The organism is Sphingomonas sp. SRI_018 (assembly GCF_057586275.1).
This window is the reverse complement of record NZ_JBYCZO010000002.1, coordinates 501,343-517,249: the sequence shown is the minus strand read 5'-3', so window position 1 is coordinate 517,249 and position 15,907 is coordinate 501,343. Positions and strand designations below refer to the sequence as shown.

Below are 15,907 nucleotides of genomic sequence, written 5' to 3'. Positions count from 1 at the left end.
ACATCTATACGTCACATTAGTTTCATTGGGCCGTAATGAGACCCGAGTAAGGCGCGAAATGGGAATTTGTTGTCATTTGACAACGGTCCGCCGCAAAAAATGCGGCCGGTGCCGCCAATCCCGCTACATCAGCGGCTGTAGCGCATCTTGATGCGGACGGTGCGGCGATCCGCCGACACCGGGAAGCGGACGGCACGGAACGACGGGACGCCCAGCGTCGTCGGCGCATCGTTGGAGAAGCCGAAGCCTTCCTTCACCGAAAACAGCGTGCGGTTGAAGTCATGATCGCCGTTCTCGTCGTGATAGATGGCGATGGCGTAATAGCCGGGCTTCAGCCAGAAGCAGGCGCGCGTCGTCCCGGCGGCCGCCGGAACGCGCTGGCGCAGCAGCTTGCCGCCCTTGGCGAGGAAGCGGCCCGAATCGTCGGGATAGACGGTGAACGCCACTTCGCCGGCGCCGTTGCGGACGTCGGTCGCCACCACGTCGAGCTGGATCGCTCCGCCGCCCGGCTGGCCGGCGCAGGCCGCCTCGGCGGCGGCCGGGGCAAGCATCGAAAGCGCGATCGCCGCAGCGGCGGCGGCAGCATTCCGGGTCATCGGACACAACTCCATCCATGCGAACACGGACGCACGAACCGCGCCCGCATGCCCTTTCCCCCAAGGTTCCGGCGGGAAATGTGCACTTTTAAGGCGATCACAAGGCCTTTGTATCGTTATGCGTCAGCGTTCCGGCCGGTCCTAGGGTCCAAACCCATAAACGGCAGTGGCCGTGACGGAGCGGATTTTGGTGCAGGGCTAGGAGCGAGGAAGGAGCGATGCGGATAGCATCGTGACTGACGAGCGACGACGCCATGCGCCAAAATCCGCCCGCCCCTCCGGGCGATCACGGCCGTTGCCGTTTATGGGTTTGGACCCTAAGCAGCCGCATCGTCGCGATTCCGAGGAGGAGCGCGATCACCAGCGAGTTCGCTACCACCGCGATCGCCACGCCGATCACGCCATATTGATCGTCGAGCAGGAAGGCGACGGCGAACAGCACCGCCGCCGCGATCAGCCGCACGACGAAGGTCAGGCCGGAGCGATTGGCGGCGAGCAGCAGCGGCTCGAAGCCGACGATCATCAGGTCGATGCAGCCGGCCGCCGCCAGCCAGATCAGGATCGGGTAGCCGCGCGCGAACGCGCTGCCGCCCATCAGCGTCAGCACCGGCTTGCCCGCCACGACGATGATCACGAACACGACGGCGGCGATGATGCTGGTCATCAGGAACGAGCGCCCGATCAGCCCGCCGACCCGGTGCATCCCGCCGGTGCCGACCGCGCGGACGATCTCCGGAAAGGCGGCGCGGGCGAGCAGCTGCGAGAATTTGGTCAGCGCCTGGGCAAGCTGCAGCGCCAGCCGAAAGGCGCCGGCCGAGGCGGTGCCGGCGATGCCGCCGACCAGCAGCAGCGGCACCTGCTTGCTCGACAGGCCGAGCGTCGAATTGGCGTTGGTGCTGAGCGCGAAGCGGACGATGCCGGGATGCTCGCGGATCACGCCCTTGAGGCTGCTGCCGCGCTTCAGCAGCTGGAGGTCGCCGGTCCGCGCGAGCAGGACCCAATAGGCGGCCGCGGTCAGCACCTCGGCCAGCGCCCAGGCGACCAGGAAGCCGCTGACGGTCGGCTTGATCACCACCGCCAGCGCCGCACCGACCAGCCGGACGAGCGGCGTCACGCTGTCCGCCAGCGCCGCCAGCGAGAAGCGGTCGCGCATCCTGAGCACGCCGAGCGGGGTCGAGCGGATCGAGAGCAGCTGGGCGACGGTGAACAACATGGTGGCGCGCGCATGCACCTCCCTCACCCCCAGGGCCTCGCCCCAGTTGTAGATGACCACCGCCGCCAGCAGCGTCCCCGCCACCGCGCTGCCGAGGTCGAGCAATCCGCAGGCGCGCACCAGCTTGGACAGCCGCGCTTCGTCGCCCGAATGCACGTAGGCGGTGCCGTATTGGACGATGATCTGCCAGGTCTGGAAGCCGACCAGGGTCGCCAGCGCCTGCGAGGCGCCGACGATCAGCGCGAAACGGCCGAAATTGCTGACGCCCAGCGTGCGGGTGACGATGGCGATGTAGACGAGCGAGAGCACCGCCAGCACGCCGCGGCTGGCCAGCATCCAGCTCAAGTTGCGCGCGATCGCCCGCACGCCGCTGCTCACCGCGCTTTCATGCGATCCGGATGGGTTCTCGGTCACGCGAGCCAGCTGACGATCTCGCGCCCCCGCGCCCGGACGACCATCGCCTGGATCAGCCGGACGAGATGGACGACGAGCGACAATGCGGTCCACGCCGCGACCGCGATGATGCCCCAGTCGGGCCGGCCGATCACGAGGAAGGCGAACAGGATCACCATGTTCGGGTTGCGCCGCGCGGTGACCAGCCGGAACTGACTGTCGAACCGCTCCCACACATGGATGTGCATCCCGAAGCGCGCGATGAACGCGCCCTCGATCAGCCGCTGCGCGACATAGCCGAACAGGATGGTGCCGATCACGATCCAGAATGTCCGGTCGTCGAGCGGCCGGCCATAGACCGCGCAGCCCGCCGCCCAGGCCCACCACCAGAAGGGCGGATGGACGAGGTCGACGCCGTGATCCCAGGCATTGCCGAGCGCCGAGGAGGTGATGGTGCAGCGCGCGAGCTTGCCGTCGACGGTGTCGAGCACCATGAAGATCAGGCCGACCGCCAGGCCGCTCCAGAACCAGCCGTGCCAGAAGGCGATGGTGGCGATGATGCACAGCACCGTACCGATCGCGGTCACCTGGTTGGGCGAGATGCCGAGCCGCGCCGCCAGCCGGGTCAGCGCGAACGCCCATTCCGGCCAGAGATATTTGGTGAGGATGTCGGTGACGCCCTTGTAGGCGCCGGCATAGCTCGCCCGCTCGATCGCGCGGACGTTCTCGGGCACCAGCCGCTCGGCGAAGGGCCGCTCGCGCTTGCGCAGCGCTTCGTTGAACAGCCCCTCCTCCGCCTCCGCCGCGATCGTCTCGAGCCCGGCATCGGGCGCGAGCGGCGCGTCGGCGGACATCGCCGCCAGCACCGCCCCGCGCTGCGCCGCGTTGGCGACGTGCGCGAGCACCGGCACGCCCTCGCGCGTGACGACGGTACCCGGGCGGCGCTTGAGATGCGCCATCCAGATTGGGTCGAACGCGAAATCGAGGTTGGCGACGATCGCGCCATGCGCCGGATCGCCCTGCAGCGGCAGCTGCTGCGCGAGCGCGATCCGCCGCAGCCGCTCGCTCGCGGTCATGCCCCAGATCCGCGTCGGGTTGTCGCCCCAGGGCACGACCACCGGCCGAGGTGCCGTCACATCATCCTTCATCGGGCATTCCGATAGCCGAACACAGGGTGGTCGCGATAGCGCCTGTTGCGCGGTTCAGCGCAAGGCGGCCAGCACTTCGGCGGCCGCGCGCCGCGGCGCCGCACCGCTGGCGTCGCCCAGCACCTCCGCGGCGAAGGCGCGCTGCACCGCCGCGTAGCGCCCATGCTCGCGAGGGGCCCGTTCGAGCGCGGCTGCCAACGCGTCGATATCGTCGACGACGTCGCCCGCCTGCCACATGTCGTAGACGCTATCGCCCTGCCACGCGACGCCATGCGCGTTGAGGAAGACGCACGGCCGCGGCCGCATCAGGAACTCCACGACCTGGCTCGAGGTGTCGCCGAGATAGATGTCGGCCGCCGCGGTGTAGCTGCCGTCGACCATCGCGAAGCTGTCGAGATCGCAATGCACGTCGCCCCGTCCTGCCAGCTCGGCGCAGAGCGTCCGCACCTCCGGGGCGCGCTCGACCAGCCGCTGGTGCGGCGCGAAAATCAGATTGTAGCGGCCCGACGCGATCACCCGCCGCACCACCTCCTCGCCCCACCGCCACCAGGACGATCGGTGCTGCTGCCAGTGCGGCGTGTAGAGCAGCACCGGCCGCGGCTCGGCGAAACGGAGGTCCGCGGCTTGGGCGTGGCGGAAGCCTGCCTTCATATAGCCGAGCGCGAGGATGCGATCGGCATCGACGCCGAAGCTCGCCAGCGTGGCGCGCTCGCGCTCGGAGGCGACGAAGGTCAGCCAGGCCGACTTGCGGCGGCGGTCGGAATAGGCGGACATCGACCCCGCCCCGTGCAGCGTCTTGATGAAGCGGGTCCGGAGCGGCAGCAGCGTCGGCAGCCATAGGCTGGTCTGCTCGGCGCACACCGCCACCGGTGTCCGGGCCAGCGCCGGCGCGAGGCGGGCGAGCGTCAGAAGCTTGGGCGGCAGCGGCGGGTTGCGCCCGTCGTCATAGCCGTGAAGCGTGCGAAACCCCGGCGCGCGACGCAGGCGCACACCGGTCGCTCCCATCTCCGCCAGCCAGCGGCCGAGCAGCTCCTCATGGACCGAAGTCGCAATCCATGCGTCGACCGGCAGCTCCGGCGCCGCGCGCGCCAGCTCCTCCAGGATCGGATAGAGGTGCGGGATCAGCAGCGTCTCGCCGAGGAACAGGAACGCGACCTCAGCCTTCACTGGCCGCCCCGTCCGCTCCATCCGGCGATGTCCTCGGGCCGATCGATCTCCTGCCACAGCGCACGGTCGGTCTCGATCGCGCCGACGCCGACGGTCTGGGCAAGCCGGGCGACCACCGCATGATGGTAGGAATTGAGCCCTCCGGGGGCAGCGATTACCCGCTCCAGCGCGTCAGGGTAGGCATCGCCGCCCGCCGACAGGATCACGCCGAGCGAGCGGTGCGTCGCGACATCCGGCGGCAGGTCCTTGGCCACGGCGCAGATCTCGCCGTTCGCGACCGTCACCAGCATGTCGTCGAGCGCCGGCTCTCCGAGCCGCTCGACCAGCAAGTTGACGCCGCTCGCGGTGCGCGCGACCGCATCGGCGATCAGCGGCGGATCGAACACCGTGTCGCCGTTCATCAGGCAGAAGGGCTCGCGAAGATGCTCGCGCGCCATCCACACGCTGCCTATGCTGCTCGCCACCGACCAGAAGGGGTTGAACACGAACTCGACCGGCAGCGGCGGCGGGGTGCGCTGGAGGTGCGCGATGATCTGCCGATAGCGATAGCCGCCGACGATCACCGCCTTGGTCAGGCCGGCCACCGCCAGCGCCTCGAGCTGGCGGTCGAGGATGCTCCGCCCCTCGACCTCGATCAGGCATTTCGGCATCTCCTGCGTGAGCGGCAGCAGGCGGGAGCCGATGCCGGCACTCAGGATCACGCCAATCATGGCCGCTCAGATAGCGCGCCGCCGCGCCTTCGCCAGTATTTTCTGCGGCGGAACCATGGTGCGCGGGGTACGGAGAGGCTAGGGCGGGCCTCCATCCTGCCCGGGGGGAACCGCATTGGACAGCGCGACGGAGAGCGGGAACAAGCTCTCGATCTTCGACCTCGACCGCACGCTGACGCGGCTGCCGACCTATTCGCCCTATCTGCTGCACGCCGCCCGCACGGTGGCGCCGTGGCGGCTGCTGCTGGTGCCGGCCGCGGCGGCGGCGACGGCGGCATACAAGGCCGGGCTGATCGACCGCAAGCGCACCAAGGAGCTGATGCACCGGCTGCTGCTCGGTCCACGCTTGAGCGCCGAGGCGCACGAGCGCGCGACCGCGCCGTTCCTGGCGCGGCTCCTCGCCGGCGGATTCCGCCCCGCCGCGCTCGAGCAGCTCGCCGCCGACCGCGCCGAGGGCCGCCGCCTGATCCTCGCCACCGCCGCACCCGACCATTATGCGCACCGCATCGCCGAGAGCCTCGGCATGGAGACGGCGCTCGCCACCAGGGTGCGCCGCGAGGGTGACCAACTCACCCATCGGATCGACGGCGACAATTATCGCGGCGCCGCCAAGCTGCAGGCGATCGAGACATGGATCGCCGAGCAGGCGCTCGATCGCGACCGGCTCCACATCCGCTTCTATTCGGACAATCTCACCGACGTCCCCACCTTCGCGTGGGCGGACGAGGCGATCGCGGTCAATCCCGGCGCAAAGCTGCGCCGGATCGCACGCGAGCGGGGCTGGCGGACGGTCGCATGGTGAGGATCGCCAGGCCGACGGCCGCCAGCGCCGCGACGGTCCACCAGGTCGCATAGCCGGACCAGACGCTCCACCCGAACCATTCGCTCGGCAGCGTGCGGAGCTGGCCGCCGAGGAACCGCTCGCGGATCACGTCGCTCCATAGCGGGAAGGGCTCGCGCCCGCCCGACATGATCTCCGCCGAAGCGATGATGCTGTTGAGCGCGACCGAGCCGGCCAGCACCGCCAGCGGCAGCGCCTTCGACCAGCTGCGCGCCATGCCCCAGAGCGGCGCGAGACCCAGCGCCAGCAGACCGATCATCGGCACCACATGGCGCGGCCCGGTCGAGTTGCCGCCGTCCCAATAGACGTAGGACGCATTGTAGAGGACCGTCAGCAGCGCAACCGCCAGCGCCAGCACGCCGATGTCGCGCATGCTCCGCCGCCGGAGCATCAGCGTGCAGCCGATCACGGCGGGAACGAGGATCGGCGCCACCCACACCAGCCCGCGCCGATCGCCGACGAGGATTTCGAACAGCGCCGCCGGCTTCGGATAGGTGAGGCCGAACAGGCCCTGCTGCATCCCCTCGAACCCGACCACGCCCTGATAGCCGAGGCGGAACAGGGTGTGGAACGCGAACAGATTATAGCCGACGAGCACGAGAAGCGCGGCGGCACCGCCCGCCAGCGCGGCGATCATGGGACCGGCCGGAAAGCCGTAGCGCCGCAGCCGCCACAATGCCCACAGCCCGATCGCCACGCCGCCGATCGCCGCCGCATGGTCGATCACCACCGCCCAGCCGAGCGCCAGCCCTGCCAGCAGCGCGAATTTGGTCGACGGTCGCTCACCATAGCTCCCGCGCCACACCGCCCAGGCCGCCACGACATAAAGCGCCGCCACCGGCGCATGGCCGAACAGGGTCGTCGACCAGCCCCAGATCGGCGTGCCGAGCGCGAATCCGATCGCCGCGAACACCCCCGCCGCCGCGCTCCCGCCGAGCACGCGCCCCCAGTCGAACAGCGCCAGCGCGGCCAGCGCCGTCAGCAACGCGACGCTGGTGGCGACCGCCAGCCGCAGTCGCAGCCGCAGGAACCGCTCGAACCCGACATCGTAGAGCTGGAGGCGCAGGCCGTGCGCCTGTTGCCCGGTCGCGGCATCGGCGAAAGCCACCGCCGGCAACGCCATCAGCGTCATCCCCGGCGCCTTGTCGAGGTAGAAATGATCGCCGAACCGCGCCTTGTCGATCGTCAGCGCCTGATATTCGTCGATGGTGGCATCGCCCTGCTCGACGATCGACAACGCCGCGAACAGCCGCGTCGCATGGTTGGGGTTCCACTCCCACGATCCGAACCAGACGCACGAGAGCCACACGAGCGCGAACAACAGCGCCGCGGTGACGCGCAGGCGAGCACGATCGCCGCCCCCTATCGATGCCGCGGTCTCCATCCCCCCTCTAGGACATCACGGCATGGGGGGCTTCGATCAGCGATCGGTATAGGCGCTGTCGGCCTGCGCCTTGGCACGGCGCTCCTGACGAGCCCGCGTCGCTCCCATCACGAAGCAGCCGGTCTGGCCGCCCGGGCCGACCGTCGAGCAACTGCCCGTGCCGGTCGCGCCGGTCGCGAGCACGTCGTCGACCTTGGTCGACCAGGCCTGATACTCCGGCTTGATCTCGGGCTCGCGCAGTTCCTTGGGCACGCGGAACTGCTCGCCGGCGTCGCGGCGCTGGCACACGACGATCTCCTGCCCGTCCTTGTTGGTCGGGCATTTCTGGTCGCCGTAGAGGATGACTACGCCATTGACCGGCGCATCCTGCGCGAAGGCGGGAACGGCGGCGAACAGGCCGATCACGGGCAACAGCAGCTTCATCGCAGCCATAGTCTCAAATCCTCTTCGCCACGGCAATCGCCGCCCGGCAGCCCAGCCTGATCAGGCCACTCATCACCGGATAGGCCGGCGCCATCTCCGCCCCGCTGGCGAGCGCGGTGTCGCGGTGCTCGATCTCCTCGTCGCGGAAGCGCGCGACCGCCTCGGAGAGTTCCGGATCGCTGTCGCCGAGCTCGTCGAGCTGCTGCTGGTAATGGTGGTCGATCTCGGTCTCGACCGCGACGGTGCAGGCCATCGCCGCCTCCGGCCCGATCGCCGCGGTGACCGCGCCGAGCGCGAAGCCGGCGACGTTCCAGAACGGCTGGAGCGCGGTCGGCCGCACCCCGCGCCTGGCGATCAGCGCGTCGAAGAAGGCGCGGTGGCGCTCCTCCTGCCCTGCCATCGCTGCGATCTTGCGCGCGGCGGGCGTGCGGTCGCCCATCACCGCGAGCTGGCCCTGGTAGATGCGGGTCGCGCCATATTCGCCGGCCTGATCGACGCGGATCATCGACGCGACGTCGCTGCGCCGGTCGCCGGGAAGGGCTCGTCCTGTCACCGCCTGCTCCATGCCAGCGCCCAGATGGCGATCGCACCGGCGATTGAGAAGATGGCATTGTACCCGGCGAGCGAAATTCCGAACAACGTCCATTGCGCGACGTCGCAACGGATCACCGGCGCGTTCATGATCGCGTCGAGCGTCGCCTGGATGTCGCCGTTCGAATGGATCGTCGAGGTGCAGGCGGTGATCCCCTGCCACCAGTGATATTCGACGCCGGCGTGGAACACGCCGATCAGGCCGCTGATCGCGATGGCGATGCCGGCGAGCGTCACCAGGAACCGGCGCAGCGGAACCGGCGCCGGGAAGGCGATCAGCGCGAGCGGGATCGCCGCCATATGCGGCCAGCGCTGCCACCAGCACATCTCGCACGGCACCAGCTTGCCGATCAGCTCCGATCCGAACGCGCCGGCGAGCAGCGCCGCCGGGACGAGCAGCGCCAGCAGATTGGCGGTGACGAGCTTCGAACGCACGCGTGAGCCGATCAGCGCCTGCGCGGCGTCACCGCCGCCACCTTCTGCGGCGCGACGGTCGACAGGCGCGCGATCGTCTTCACGGCATAGTCGAGCTGGAAGTCCTTGACCCCCTTCTTCTCCAACGCCTCGGCCGTGGCGGCGAAGCGGGGATCCTCGACGGTGTCCTCCTCGAGGACCTTGTTGTCGACCTTGGCCTCGTTGATCAGGTGCCGGCGCAGGTCCGCCTCGCGGAACACCGGCCGCGTCTTGTAGTCGGCGTCACTGAGCTGCGGCACGGTGATGTCGGGCTCGATCCCGCCCTCCTGCACCGATCGGCCCGAGGGCGTATAGTAGCGCGCCGTCGTCAGCCGCAGCGCCGAATTGGCCGACAGCGGCAGCAGCGTCTGCACCGATCCCTTGCCGAAGCTGCGCTCGCCCATCACCAGCGCGCGGTGATGGTCCTGCAGCGCGCCCGCCACGATCTCCGAGGCGGAGGCGGTGCCCGAATCGGTGAGCACGATCACTGGCAGGCCGCGGGCGAGATCGCCGGGCTTGGCGTAATAGCGCTCGATGTCGGTCTTCTCGCGGCCGCGCTGCGAGACGATCTCGCCATGGTCGAGGAAGGCGTCGCTGACCTCGATCGCTTGGGTCAGCAGGCCGCCGCCGTTGTCGCGCAGGTCGACGATATAGCCGGTCGGGGCATGGCCGAGCGACTTCTCGATCGACATGATCGCCGCCCGCGTGTCGGCGCCGGTGTTGGCGGAGAAGGTGTTGATGTTGATGACGCCGACGCCGTCCTTCACCTCCCACTTCACCGGCTTCTGGATGATGCGCTCGCGCACCAGGGTGAAGTCGAGCGGCTTGTCGCGGCCGGGGCGGACGACGGTGATCGACACCTTGGTGCCGGGCTCGCCGCGCATTCCCTCGATCGCCTCGTCGAGGGTCTGCCCGTAGATGAGCTGGCCGTTGATGTGGGTGATATAGTCGCCCGCCTTGATCCCGGCGCGCCAGGCCGGCGTATCCTCGGTCGGCGCGATCACCTTGACCGCGCCGTCCTCCGACGTGACGGTGAGGCCGAGGCCGCCGTAATTGCCCTCGGTCTGGATCTTCATGTTGTCGAAGTCGAGCGCGTCGACGTAGCTCGAATGCGGATCGAGCGCGGCGAGCATCCCCTGGATCGCGCCCTTGACCAGCGTCTTGTCGTCGACCTTGTCGACGTAATCGGCCTTCACGCGATTGTAGATGTCCATGAACACGTCGAGCTCGCGATAGGCGCCGGTATCGACCTCCGCCATGGCGGCAGTGGTGACGGGAACCAGCGCGAGCGTGCCGACGATCGCGGAAGCGCGGAGAAGAGAGCTAAGCATACGGGCCATCGGGCATCAGTCCTGCGGAGTTATTCTCAGGCTAGCGGTTTTGGAAGGGCCACGCAAAGCTTTGCTCTGTCGGATCGCGCCTGACCGTGTCAGCTGATCAGCTGGGCGAGATCGACCGGCGTTCCCTTGCGGCGCAGCTCGACGGAGATGCGCGCGTCGCCCGCGCCCGCGCGGCCGAGCGGAGCACCCTGCGCGACTCGATCGCCGCGCTTGACGGCGACGGCGGCAAGCCCGGTGATCGCGCTGGTCCAGCCGTTGCCGTGATCGATGATCACGACGGTCCGGTAATCGCGGAAGCGGCGGGCGAACAGCACCTGGCCGGCGGCCGGCGCGGCGACCGCGGCGCCGGGCGCGACGGCCAGCGTCAGGCCACGCGAGCGCACGCCGGCGCTCGAGAGCTCGCCGAGGCCCTCGACCACGCGACCGGTAGCGGGCAGGCGATAGGGCGGCACCGCGAAGCGCGCCGGTGGCGGCATCTCGCCCGCCTTGGCCGGGCGCGGCAGCGGGCCCGGCAGGGCGGCGAGCGCGGCGGCGGTCTCGGCCGCGGTGCCCGATTCCTCGATCTGGTCGACGAGATCGCGCGCCCGCTCGCCGAGCGCGATTGCGCGGTCGCTCTCGAACATCGCGCTGCGGCCGAGATCGCGGCTCCGCAGCCGATGCTCCCCTTCCATCCGCACCAGCGCCAGCCGCTCGGAGCGGAGGCTGGCGTGACCGTCGCGCAAGGTGGCGGCGGCGAGCGCGGCATTGGCGCGCAGCTTGCGGGAACGGGCGATCTCGGCGCGGACCGCCTCGGTGCGCTGGCGGACGACCGGCACCATCGTGCCGAGCACCGCGCGGACATGGACGATGTCGCTCATCGATCCCGGCTGGACCAGCGCCACCGCGGCCGGGCGCCGAGCCAATGACTGCAGCGCCGCGACCAGCCGCTCGATCGGCGCCTGGCGCTCGGCGAGACGCTTGCGCTGCTCCGTGATCAGGCCGTCGACCAGCGTGACGCGAGCCCGCGCCGCGACGATCTTCGCCTCGGCCGCCTTGATCCGCTCGGCGACAGCGGCTTCCTGGGCGCGCGCCTTGGCCGCCTCGTCCCGCTCGGTCGCGGCCGCGCGTTCGAGCGCGCGTGATCGCGCCTCAGCGGCGGCGGCTTCGGCATTGGCCGCCTTGAGCTCCGCGCGCCGGTCGGGCGGCGCCGGGGCGGCGGCAACCAGCGCGAGCGGGAGCAGGACGAGCCGCCGCACCGTCAGCCCTCGCGATGATAGGGGTGGCCGGCGAGGATGCTGGTCGCGCGGAACAGCTGCTCCGCGAGCATCGCCCGCGCCATCAGATGCGGCCAGGTGAGCCGGCCGAACGACAGGAGCAGGTCGGCACGGGCGCGCTCGGCATCGTCGAAGCCGTCGGCGGCGCCGATCATGAAGCGCGTCTCCCTCACCCCATCGTCGCGCCAGCGGCCGAGCCGCTCGGCGAATGCCTTCGATCCCATCAGCTCGCCGGTCTCGTCGAGCATGACGATCCTCGCCCCGTCCGCCGCCGGCACCCTGCCGCCCTTGTCGGGCAGCTCGGTCACCTTCGTCGGCCAGGCGATACGCGCGAGATAGCGCTCGACGAGCTCAGCCTCGGGGCCGCGGCCGATGCGGCCCCGCGCGACGATGTGCAGCAGCAATGCGGCGTCAGTTGACCGACGGCGGAGCGTCGCCGAACGCCCACATCCGCTCGAGGTTGTAGAAGCTGCGCACCTCGGGGCGGAACAGGTGGACGATGACGTCGCCCGCGTCGATCAGCACCCAATCGGCATTGGGCAGCCCCTCGACGCGCGCGGAGCGGCCGAACTCGGCCTTGATCTTCTCGGCGAGCTTGTTCGCCATCGACGCGACCTGACGGGTCGAGCGCCCGGAGGCGACGACCATATGGTCGGCGATGCTGCTCTTGCCCGCGAGCGGGATCGAGACGGTGTCGACCGCCTGATCGTCGTCGAGGCTCGCCAGCACGAGCCGATGGAGCGCCTCGACGCCGTCGGCATCGGGCGAACGCTGGACTTGGGGGTTGGCGGCCAAGGGAACTCCTGGGGTTACGGGATGCCCGCACGCGACCGGCGGTGACGGGAATAGCGGCGATGCCAGGCGGGATCGGCGGCCCGAAGCCGCGTCGCCGAAGTCGGATCGGGGCGGAAGCGCAGAAGCACGAGCGCCGGCAATCTCCATCCGGTCCAATTTAGTGCCTGGCGCGCGGGCTTCAATGAGCGCCGCAGCCAACCCATCGCCGGACCTGCATGGGCATCCCTATCATACCCCGGACGCGCGATCACCGCAATCGGGACCAGATGGGCTATATGCCGCCAGCGCTCCCAGCGATGGAAGCCGGCGAGATTGTCCGCCCCCATCAGCCAGATGAAGTCATGCTTCGGGTACAGGCGCACCAGTTTGGCGAGCGTGTCGGCGGTGTAGCGGGTCTTGAGCCGCCGCTCGATGCCGGTGACGCGGATCGGCGCGTGCCGGGCCATGGCGCGGGCGGAGGCCATCCGCGCCGCGAAGGGCGCCATGTCGCTCGCCCCCTCCTTGAGCGGGTTGCCCGGCGACACCAGCCACCACACCTCGTCCAGCCCCAGCGCGCGCAGGGCATGGAGTGAGATCGCGCGATGCCCGCGATGCGCCGGGTTGAACGACCCGCCGAGGAGGCCGATGCGGCTCATGGACGAGCCTGCCACCGCGCGCCGTGGATCACCCGCAGGATGCGGACATGGTCCGTCTCGATGCGGTAGAAAGTGAGATAGGGCGTGTCGGCCACGCGCCATTTGCGCCGATCGCCGCGCGCCGTTACGGGGCCGGCCTTCGGCAAGTCCCCCAGCAGTCGGGTGGCCGCAAAAATCCGCGCGACGATCGTTTCCGCCACGGGCGGGTGGACTGCACGATAATGGCGATCGATCGCTTCGAGATCACGCCGCGCAAGCGCGGCGAACCGTATCTCGCTCACTCGGCGGCTTCACCGCGATGACGGGCCTCGAACCAGGCTTCCATCTGCTCCTGGGTGAAGAATTCGCCGCGATCGATCTGCCGTTCGGCTTCGTCGAGCGAGGCAAGGAACTCGGCTTCCTCTTCCACGAACTGCTCGACCGCGCGCGCAACGATCCATGCGCGCGAGCGATCGAGCCGTTCCGCCAGCTTGTCGAGCTTGACGGCAGTCTCTGCGGCGATACGGCCCGAAACGACGGCGGAATGGGTCATGTATCGAATGTATACATGCCGCACCCATCCCGCAATGCCGGGTCAGCGCCCCGACGGCGGCGCGGTGATGGCGCCACCCTTGCGATACTCGCCCTGGCGCTCGATCATCCAGCCCGGATATTCGGGCGGGAGCGCGCTGGCGGCGTCGAGCGCGGCGACCTCATCGGCGCTCGGCACGACATCGATCGCGGCAAGGTTGTCGGCGAGCTGGTCGGGCCGCTTGGCGCCGACGATCACGCTGGTCACCTCGGGCCGTTGCAGCAGCCAGGCGAGCGCGATCTGCGCCATCGAACGCCCGTGCGCCTCGGCGATCGGTGCCATCGCGTCGAGCACCTTGTCGCCGCGTGCCGCATCGACCGGCGGGAAGGCGAAGCCGGCGCGCCGGCCCTCGCCGCCGCTGCGGTACTTGCCCGACAGGAAGCCGCCGGCAAGCGGGCTCCACACCATCAGCCCCAGCCCCTCGGAGGCGACCATCGGCCCGATCTCGCGCTCGAGGTCGCGGCCGGCGAGTGTGTAATAGGCCTGGACCGACTGGAACCGCGCCAGGTCCTTTCGCTCGGAGATGCCGAGCGCCTTGGCGATCTGCCACGCCGCCCAGTTGGAGACGCCGACGTAGCGCACGTCGCCGGCGCGCACGAGCGTATCGAGCGCCGCCAGCGTCTCCTCGATCGGCACCGCCGGGTCCCAGCCGTGGATCTGGTAGAGGTCGATATAGTCGGTGCCGAGCCGCTTCAGGCTCTCGCGCGCCTGCGCCAGGATATGCTTGCGCGAGGTGCCGCGGTCGTTGGGGCCCTCGCCCATCGGCCCCATCACCTTGGTCGCGATCACCAGCGCATCGCGGTCGAGGCCGAGGTTCCTGATCGCCTGTCCGGTGATCTGCTCCGATAGCCCTTCCGAATAGACGTTGGCGGTGTCGATGAAGTTGACCCCGGCGTCGATCGATGCCTTGACCAGCGCATCGGCGTCGGCCTGCTGGAGATCGCCGATACGGGCGAACATGCCCTGTCCGCCGAAGGTCATGGTGCCGAGGCAGAGTTCGGAGACGAACAGACCGGTGCGGCCGAGCGGTTTGTAGCGCATGCTGGATCTCCTGAGCGGGGCGGACGCCCGCGCCTCAGATAGGCGACGCTACCGCCGCTTCCAGGGGATCACCCGCGAATCTGCCCCGTCCCGCGCCCGACCCATTTGTAGGTGGTGAGCCCTTCGAGCGCGACGGGCCCGCGGGCATGGAGCCGGCCGGTGGCGATGCCGATCTCCGCCCCCAGCCCGAACTCGCCGCCGTCGGCGAACTGGGTCGAGGCGTTCCACAGCACGATCGCGCTGTCGACGGCGCGCAGGAAGCTCTCGGCGGCGGCGGCGTCCTCGGTCACGATCGCGTCGGTGTGGTGCGATCCATGCGCGGCGATATGGCCCAGCGCCTCGTCGAACCCGTCGACGACGCGCACGGCGAGGATCGATTCGAGATATTCGGTGTCCCAGTCATCGTCGCTCGCCGGCACGATCCGGCCATCGATCGCCCGCGCCGCCGCATCGCCGCGCAGTTCGCAGCCGGCATCGAGCAGCCTCTCGACGATCGGCGCGGGATCGGCATAGCCGCGGTCGATCAGCAGCGTCTCCGCAGCGCCGCAGATGCCGGTACGGCGCAGCTTGGCGTCGAGCACGATCCGCTCGGCCATCGCCGGATCGGCGGCGGCATGGACATAGACGTGGTTGTTGCCGTCGAGATGCGCGAGCACCGGCACCCGCGCCTCCGCCTGCACGCGCGCGACCAGCCCCTTGCCGCCGCGCGGCACCACCATGTCGATCACGCCCTCGCCCGCCAGCATCGCACCGACCGCAGCGCGATCGGTGGTGGGGACGAGCTGCACCGCATCGCGCGGCATCCCGCCCGCCGCCAGCCCCTCGACCAGCGCGGTATGGATCGCGCGATTGGACCGCACCGCCTCCGAGCCGCCGCGCAGGATCGCGGCATTGCCCGCCATCGCACACAGCGCTCCGGCATCGGCGGTGACGTTGGGCCGGCTCTCGTAGATGATCCCGATCACCCCGATCGGCACGCGGACGCGCGACAGCTTGAGGCCGTTGGGCCGCTCGCGCTGGTCGATCACCTGTCCCACCGGATCGTCGAGCGCGGCGATCGCGGCGACGCCGTCGGCGGTCGCCTGCACCCGCGCGGAATCGAGCCGCAGCCGGTCGCGCATCGCTGGGGAGAGGTCCGCCGCCGCCTCCATGTCCTCGGCATTGGCGGCCAGGATCGCGCCCTCGGCGTCGCGCAGCGCCTCGGCCGCCTTGCGCAGCGCCCCGGCCTTGGCCGCGCTCGGCATTGCCGCCAGCACCGTAGCGGCAGCGCGGGCCCGGGCCCCCATCTCGGCGATCAGTTGCGTGGCGTCGGTCATCGTTCCTGCCCGCTAGCATGGCGCGGCGCGAGATGGT

19 protein-coding genes are annotated in these 15,907 nt (G+C 69.9%); 1 reads left to right on the top strand and 18 read right to left on the bottom strand.

The genetic code is table 11. The features are described from left to right. Positions 1-128: 128 nt before the first annotated feature. The 5 genes from AC2YHA_RS14535 to AC2YHA_RS14515 all read right to left on the bottom strand — a co-directional run bounded on the left by AC2YHA_RS14535 (position 129) and on the right by AC2YHA_RS14515 (position 5,227). Complete coding sequence (locus AC2YHA_RS14535) at positions 129-596, bottom strand: DUF2141 domain-containing protein (RefSeq protein ID WP_487402158.1); 468 nt, start codon at positions 594-596, stop codon at positions 129-131. Positions 597-882: 286 nt separating this feature from the next. Beyond that, positions 883-2,223, bottom strand: coding sequence for a lipopolysaccharide biosynthesis protein (locus AC2YHA_RS14530; RefSeq protein ID WP_487402157.1), 1,341 nt, complete (start codon positions 2,221-2,223; stop codon positions 883-885). Continuing rightward, positions 2,220-3,350: a CDP-alcohol phosphatidyltransferase family protein gene (locus tag AC2YHA_RS14525; RefSeq protein ID WP_487402156.1), complete on the bottom strand. Its 1,131-nt coding sequence runs from the start codon at positions 3,348-3,350 to the stop codon at positions 2,220-2,222. The genes AC2YHA_RS14530 and AC2YHA_RS14525 overlap by 4 nt, the downstream gene beginning before the upstream one ends. A 54-nt stretch (positions 3,351-3,404) precedes the next feature. Beyond that, a complete protein-coding gene (locus tag AC2YHA_RS14520; protein WP_487402155.1) occupies positions 3,405-4,517 on the bottom strand; it encodes a hypothetical protein in 1,113 nt (370 codons plus the stop codon). After that, a complete protein-coding gene (locus tag AC2YHA_RS14515) occupies positions 4,514-5,227 on the bottom strand; it encodes a phosphocholine cytidylyltransferase family protein (RefSeq protein WP_233784316.1) in 714 nt (237 codons plus the stop codon). Before AC2YHA_RS14515 ends, AC2YHA_RS14520 begins: the two co-directional genes overlap by 4 nt. 115 nt (positions 5,228-5,342) lie before the next feature. Between AC2YHA_RS14515 and AC2YHA_RS14510 the strand changes: the two genes are divergently transcribed. Beyond that, a complete protein-coding gene (locus AC2YHA_RS14510; RefSeq protein ID WP_487402154.1) occupies positions 5,343-6,029 on the top strand; it encodes an HAD family hydrolase in 687 nt (228 codons plus the stop codon). Here the strand turns inward: AC2YHA_RS14510 and AC2YHA_RS14505 are convergent. The 13 genes from AC2YHA_RS14505 to AC2YHA_RS14445 form a co-directional block, all read right to left on the bottom strand. After that, positions 5,965-7,452 carry a hypothetical protein gene (locus AC2YHA_RS14505; protein WP_487402153.1) on the bottom strand — a complete coding sequence of 496 codons (1,488 nt, stop codon included), beginning with the start codon at positions 7,450-7,452 and terminating at the stop codon, positions 5,965-5,967. The genes AC2YHA_RS14510 and AC2YHA_RS14505 overlap by 65 nt on opposite strands. A gap of 36 nt (positions 7,453-7,488) precedes the next feature. Continuing rightward, entirely contained in the window at positions 7,489-7,884 is a 396-nt protein-coding gene (locus tag AC2YHA_RS14500; RefSeq protein WP_487402152.1) for a hypothetical protein, read from the bottom strand. Between the two features lie 4 nt (positions 7,885-7,888). Next, positions 7,889-8,380: a demethoxyubiquinone hydroxylase family protein gene (locus tag AC2YHA_RS14495; protein ID WP_487402321.1), complete on the bottom strand. Its 492-nt coding sequence runs from the start codon at positions 8,378-8,380 to the stop codon at positions 7,889-7,891. 44 nt (positions 8,381-8,424) lie between these two features. Further along, the gene (locus AC2YHA_RS14490; RefSeq protein WP_487402151.1) at positions 8,425-8,901 is read right to left on the bottom strand and encodes a disulfide bond formation protein B; all 477 of its coding nucleotides are present in this window, start codon (positions 8,899-8,901) and stop codon (positions 8,425-8,427) included. 11 nt (positions 8,902-8,912) lie between these two features. Further along, entirely contained in the window at positions 8,913-10,250 is a 1,338-nt protein-coding gene (locus AC2YHA_RS14485) for a S41 family peptidase (RefSeq protein WP_487402320.1), read from the bottom strand. Between the two features lie 98 nt (positions 10,251-10,348). Continuing rightward, entirely contained in the window at positions 10,349-11,494 is a 1,146-nt protein-coding gene (locus AC2YHA_RS14480) for a murein hydrolase activator EnvC family protein (protein ID WP_487402150.1), read from the bottom strand. 2 nt (positions 11,495-11,496) lie between these two features. Continuing rightward, the gene (locus AC2YHA_RS14475) at positions 11,497-11,916 is read right to left on the bottom strand and encodes a 23S rRNA (pseudouridine(1915)-N(3))-methyltransferase RlmH (protein WP_233784322.1); all 420 of its coding nucleotides are present in this window, start codon (positions 11,914-11,916) and stop codon (positions 11,497-11,499) included. A 7-nt stretch (positions 11,917-11,923) separates the two neighbouring features. Next, the gene (rsfS, locus tag AC2YHA_RS14470; RefSeq protein ID WP_487402149.1) at positions 11,924-12,307 is read right to left on the bottom strand and encodes a ribosome silencing factor; all 384 of its coding nucleotides are present in this window, start codon (positions 12,305-12,307) and stop codon (positions 11,924-11,926) included. 14 nt (positions 12,308-12,321) lie between these two features. Further along, a complete protein-coding gene (locus AC2YHA_RS14465; RefSeq protein WP_487402148.1) occupies positions 12,322-12,942 on the bottom strand; it encodes a nicotinate-nucleotide adenylyltransferase in 621 nt (206 codons plus the stop codon). Continuing rightward, entirely contained in the window at positions 12,939-13,223 is a 285-nt protein-coding gene (locus tag AC2YHA_RS14460; protein WP_487402147.1) for a type II toxin-antitoxin system RelE/ParE family toxin, read from the bottom strand. The genes AC2YHA_RS14465 and AC2YHA_RS14460 overlap by 4 nt, the downstream gene beginning before the upstream one ends. After that, positions 13,220-13,474, bottom strand: a complete 255-nt coding sequence (locus tag AC2YHA_RS14455; protein WP_233784326.1) for a CopG family ribbon-helix-helix protein — start codon at positions 13,472-13,474, stop codon at positions 13,220-13,222. The genes AC2YHA_RS14460 and AC2YHA_RS14455 overlap by 4 nt, the downstream gene beginning before the upstream one ends. A 42-nt stretch (positions 13,475-13,516) precedes the next feature. Then, positions 13,517-14,554: an aldo/keto reductase gene (locus tag AC2YHA_RS14450; RefSeq protein ID WP_487402146.1), complete on the bottom strand. Its 1,038-nt coding sequence runs from the start codon at positions 14,552-14,554 to the stop codon at positions 13,517-13,519. Positions 14,555-14,622: 68 nt separating this feature from the next. Beyond that, complete coding sequence (locus AC2YHA_RS14445; RefSeq protein WP_487402145.1) at positions 14,623-15,870, bottom strand: glutamate-5-semialdehyde dehydrogenase; 1,248 nt, start codon at positions 15,868-15,870, stop codon at positions 14,623-14,625. Between the last annotated feature and the right edge of the window lie 37 nt (positions 15,871-15,907).

Coding starts and splice junctions, on each gene's coding strand:
- AC2YHA_RS14535 (WP_487402158.1), bottom strand. CDS start 596: ATGACCCGGAATGCTGCCGCCGCCGCTGCGGCGATCGCGCTTTCGATG.
- AC2YHA_RS14525 (WP_487402156.1), bottom strand. CDS start 3,350: ATGAAGGATGATGTGACGGCACCTCGGCCGGTGGTCGTGCCCTGGGGC.
- AC2YHA_RS14515 (WP_233784316.1), bottom strand. CDS start 5,227: ATGATTGGCGTGATCCTGAGTGCCGGCATCGGCTCCCGCCTGCTGCCG.
- AC2YHA_RS14505 (WP_487402153.1), bottom strand. CDS start 7,452: ATGGAGACCGCGGCATCGATAGGGGGCGGCGATCGTGCTCGCCTGCGC.
- AC2YHA_RS14500 (WP_487402152.1), bottom strand. CDS start 7,884: ATGGCTGCGATGAAGCTGCTGTTGCCCGTGATCGGCCTGTTCGCCGCC.
- AC2YHA_RS14495 (WP_487402321.1), bottom strand. CDS start 8,380: ATGATCCGCGTCGATCAGGCCGGCGAATATGGCGCGACCCGCATCTAC.
- AC2YHA_RS14485 (WP_487402320.1), bottom strand. CDS start 10,250: ATGCTTAGCTCTCTTCTCCGCGCTTCCGCGATCGTCGGCACGCTCGCG.
- AC2YHA_RS14465 (WP_487402148.1), bottom strand. CDS start 12,942: ATGAGCCGCATCGGCCTCCTCGGCGGGTCGTTCAACCCGGCGCATCGC.
- AC2YHA_RS14455 (WP_233784326.1), bottom strand. CDS start 13,474: ATGACCCATTCCGCCGTCGTTTCGGGCCGTATCGCCGCAGAGACTGCC.
- AC2YHA_RS14450 (WP_487402146.1), bottom strand. CDS start 14,554: ATGCGCTACAAACCGCTCGGCCGCACCGGTCTGTTCGTCTCCGAACTC.
- AC2YHA_RS14445 (WP_487402145.1), bottom strand. CDS start 15,870: ATGACCGACGCCACGCAACTGATCGCCGAGATGGGGGCCCGGGCCCGC.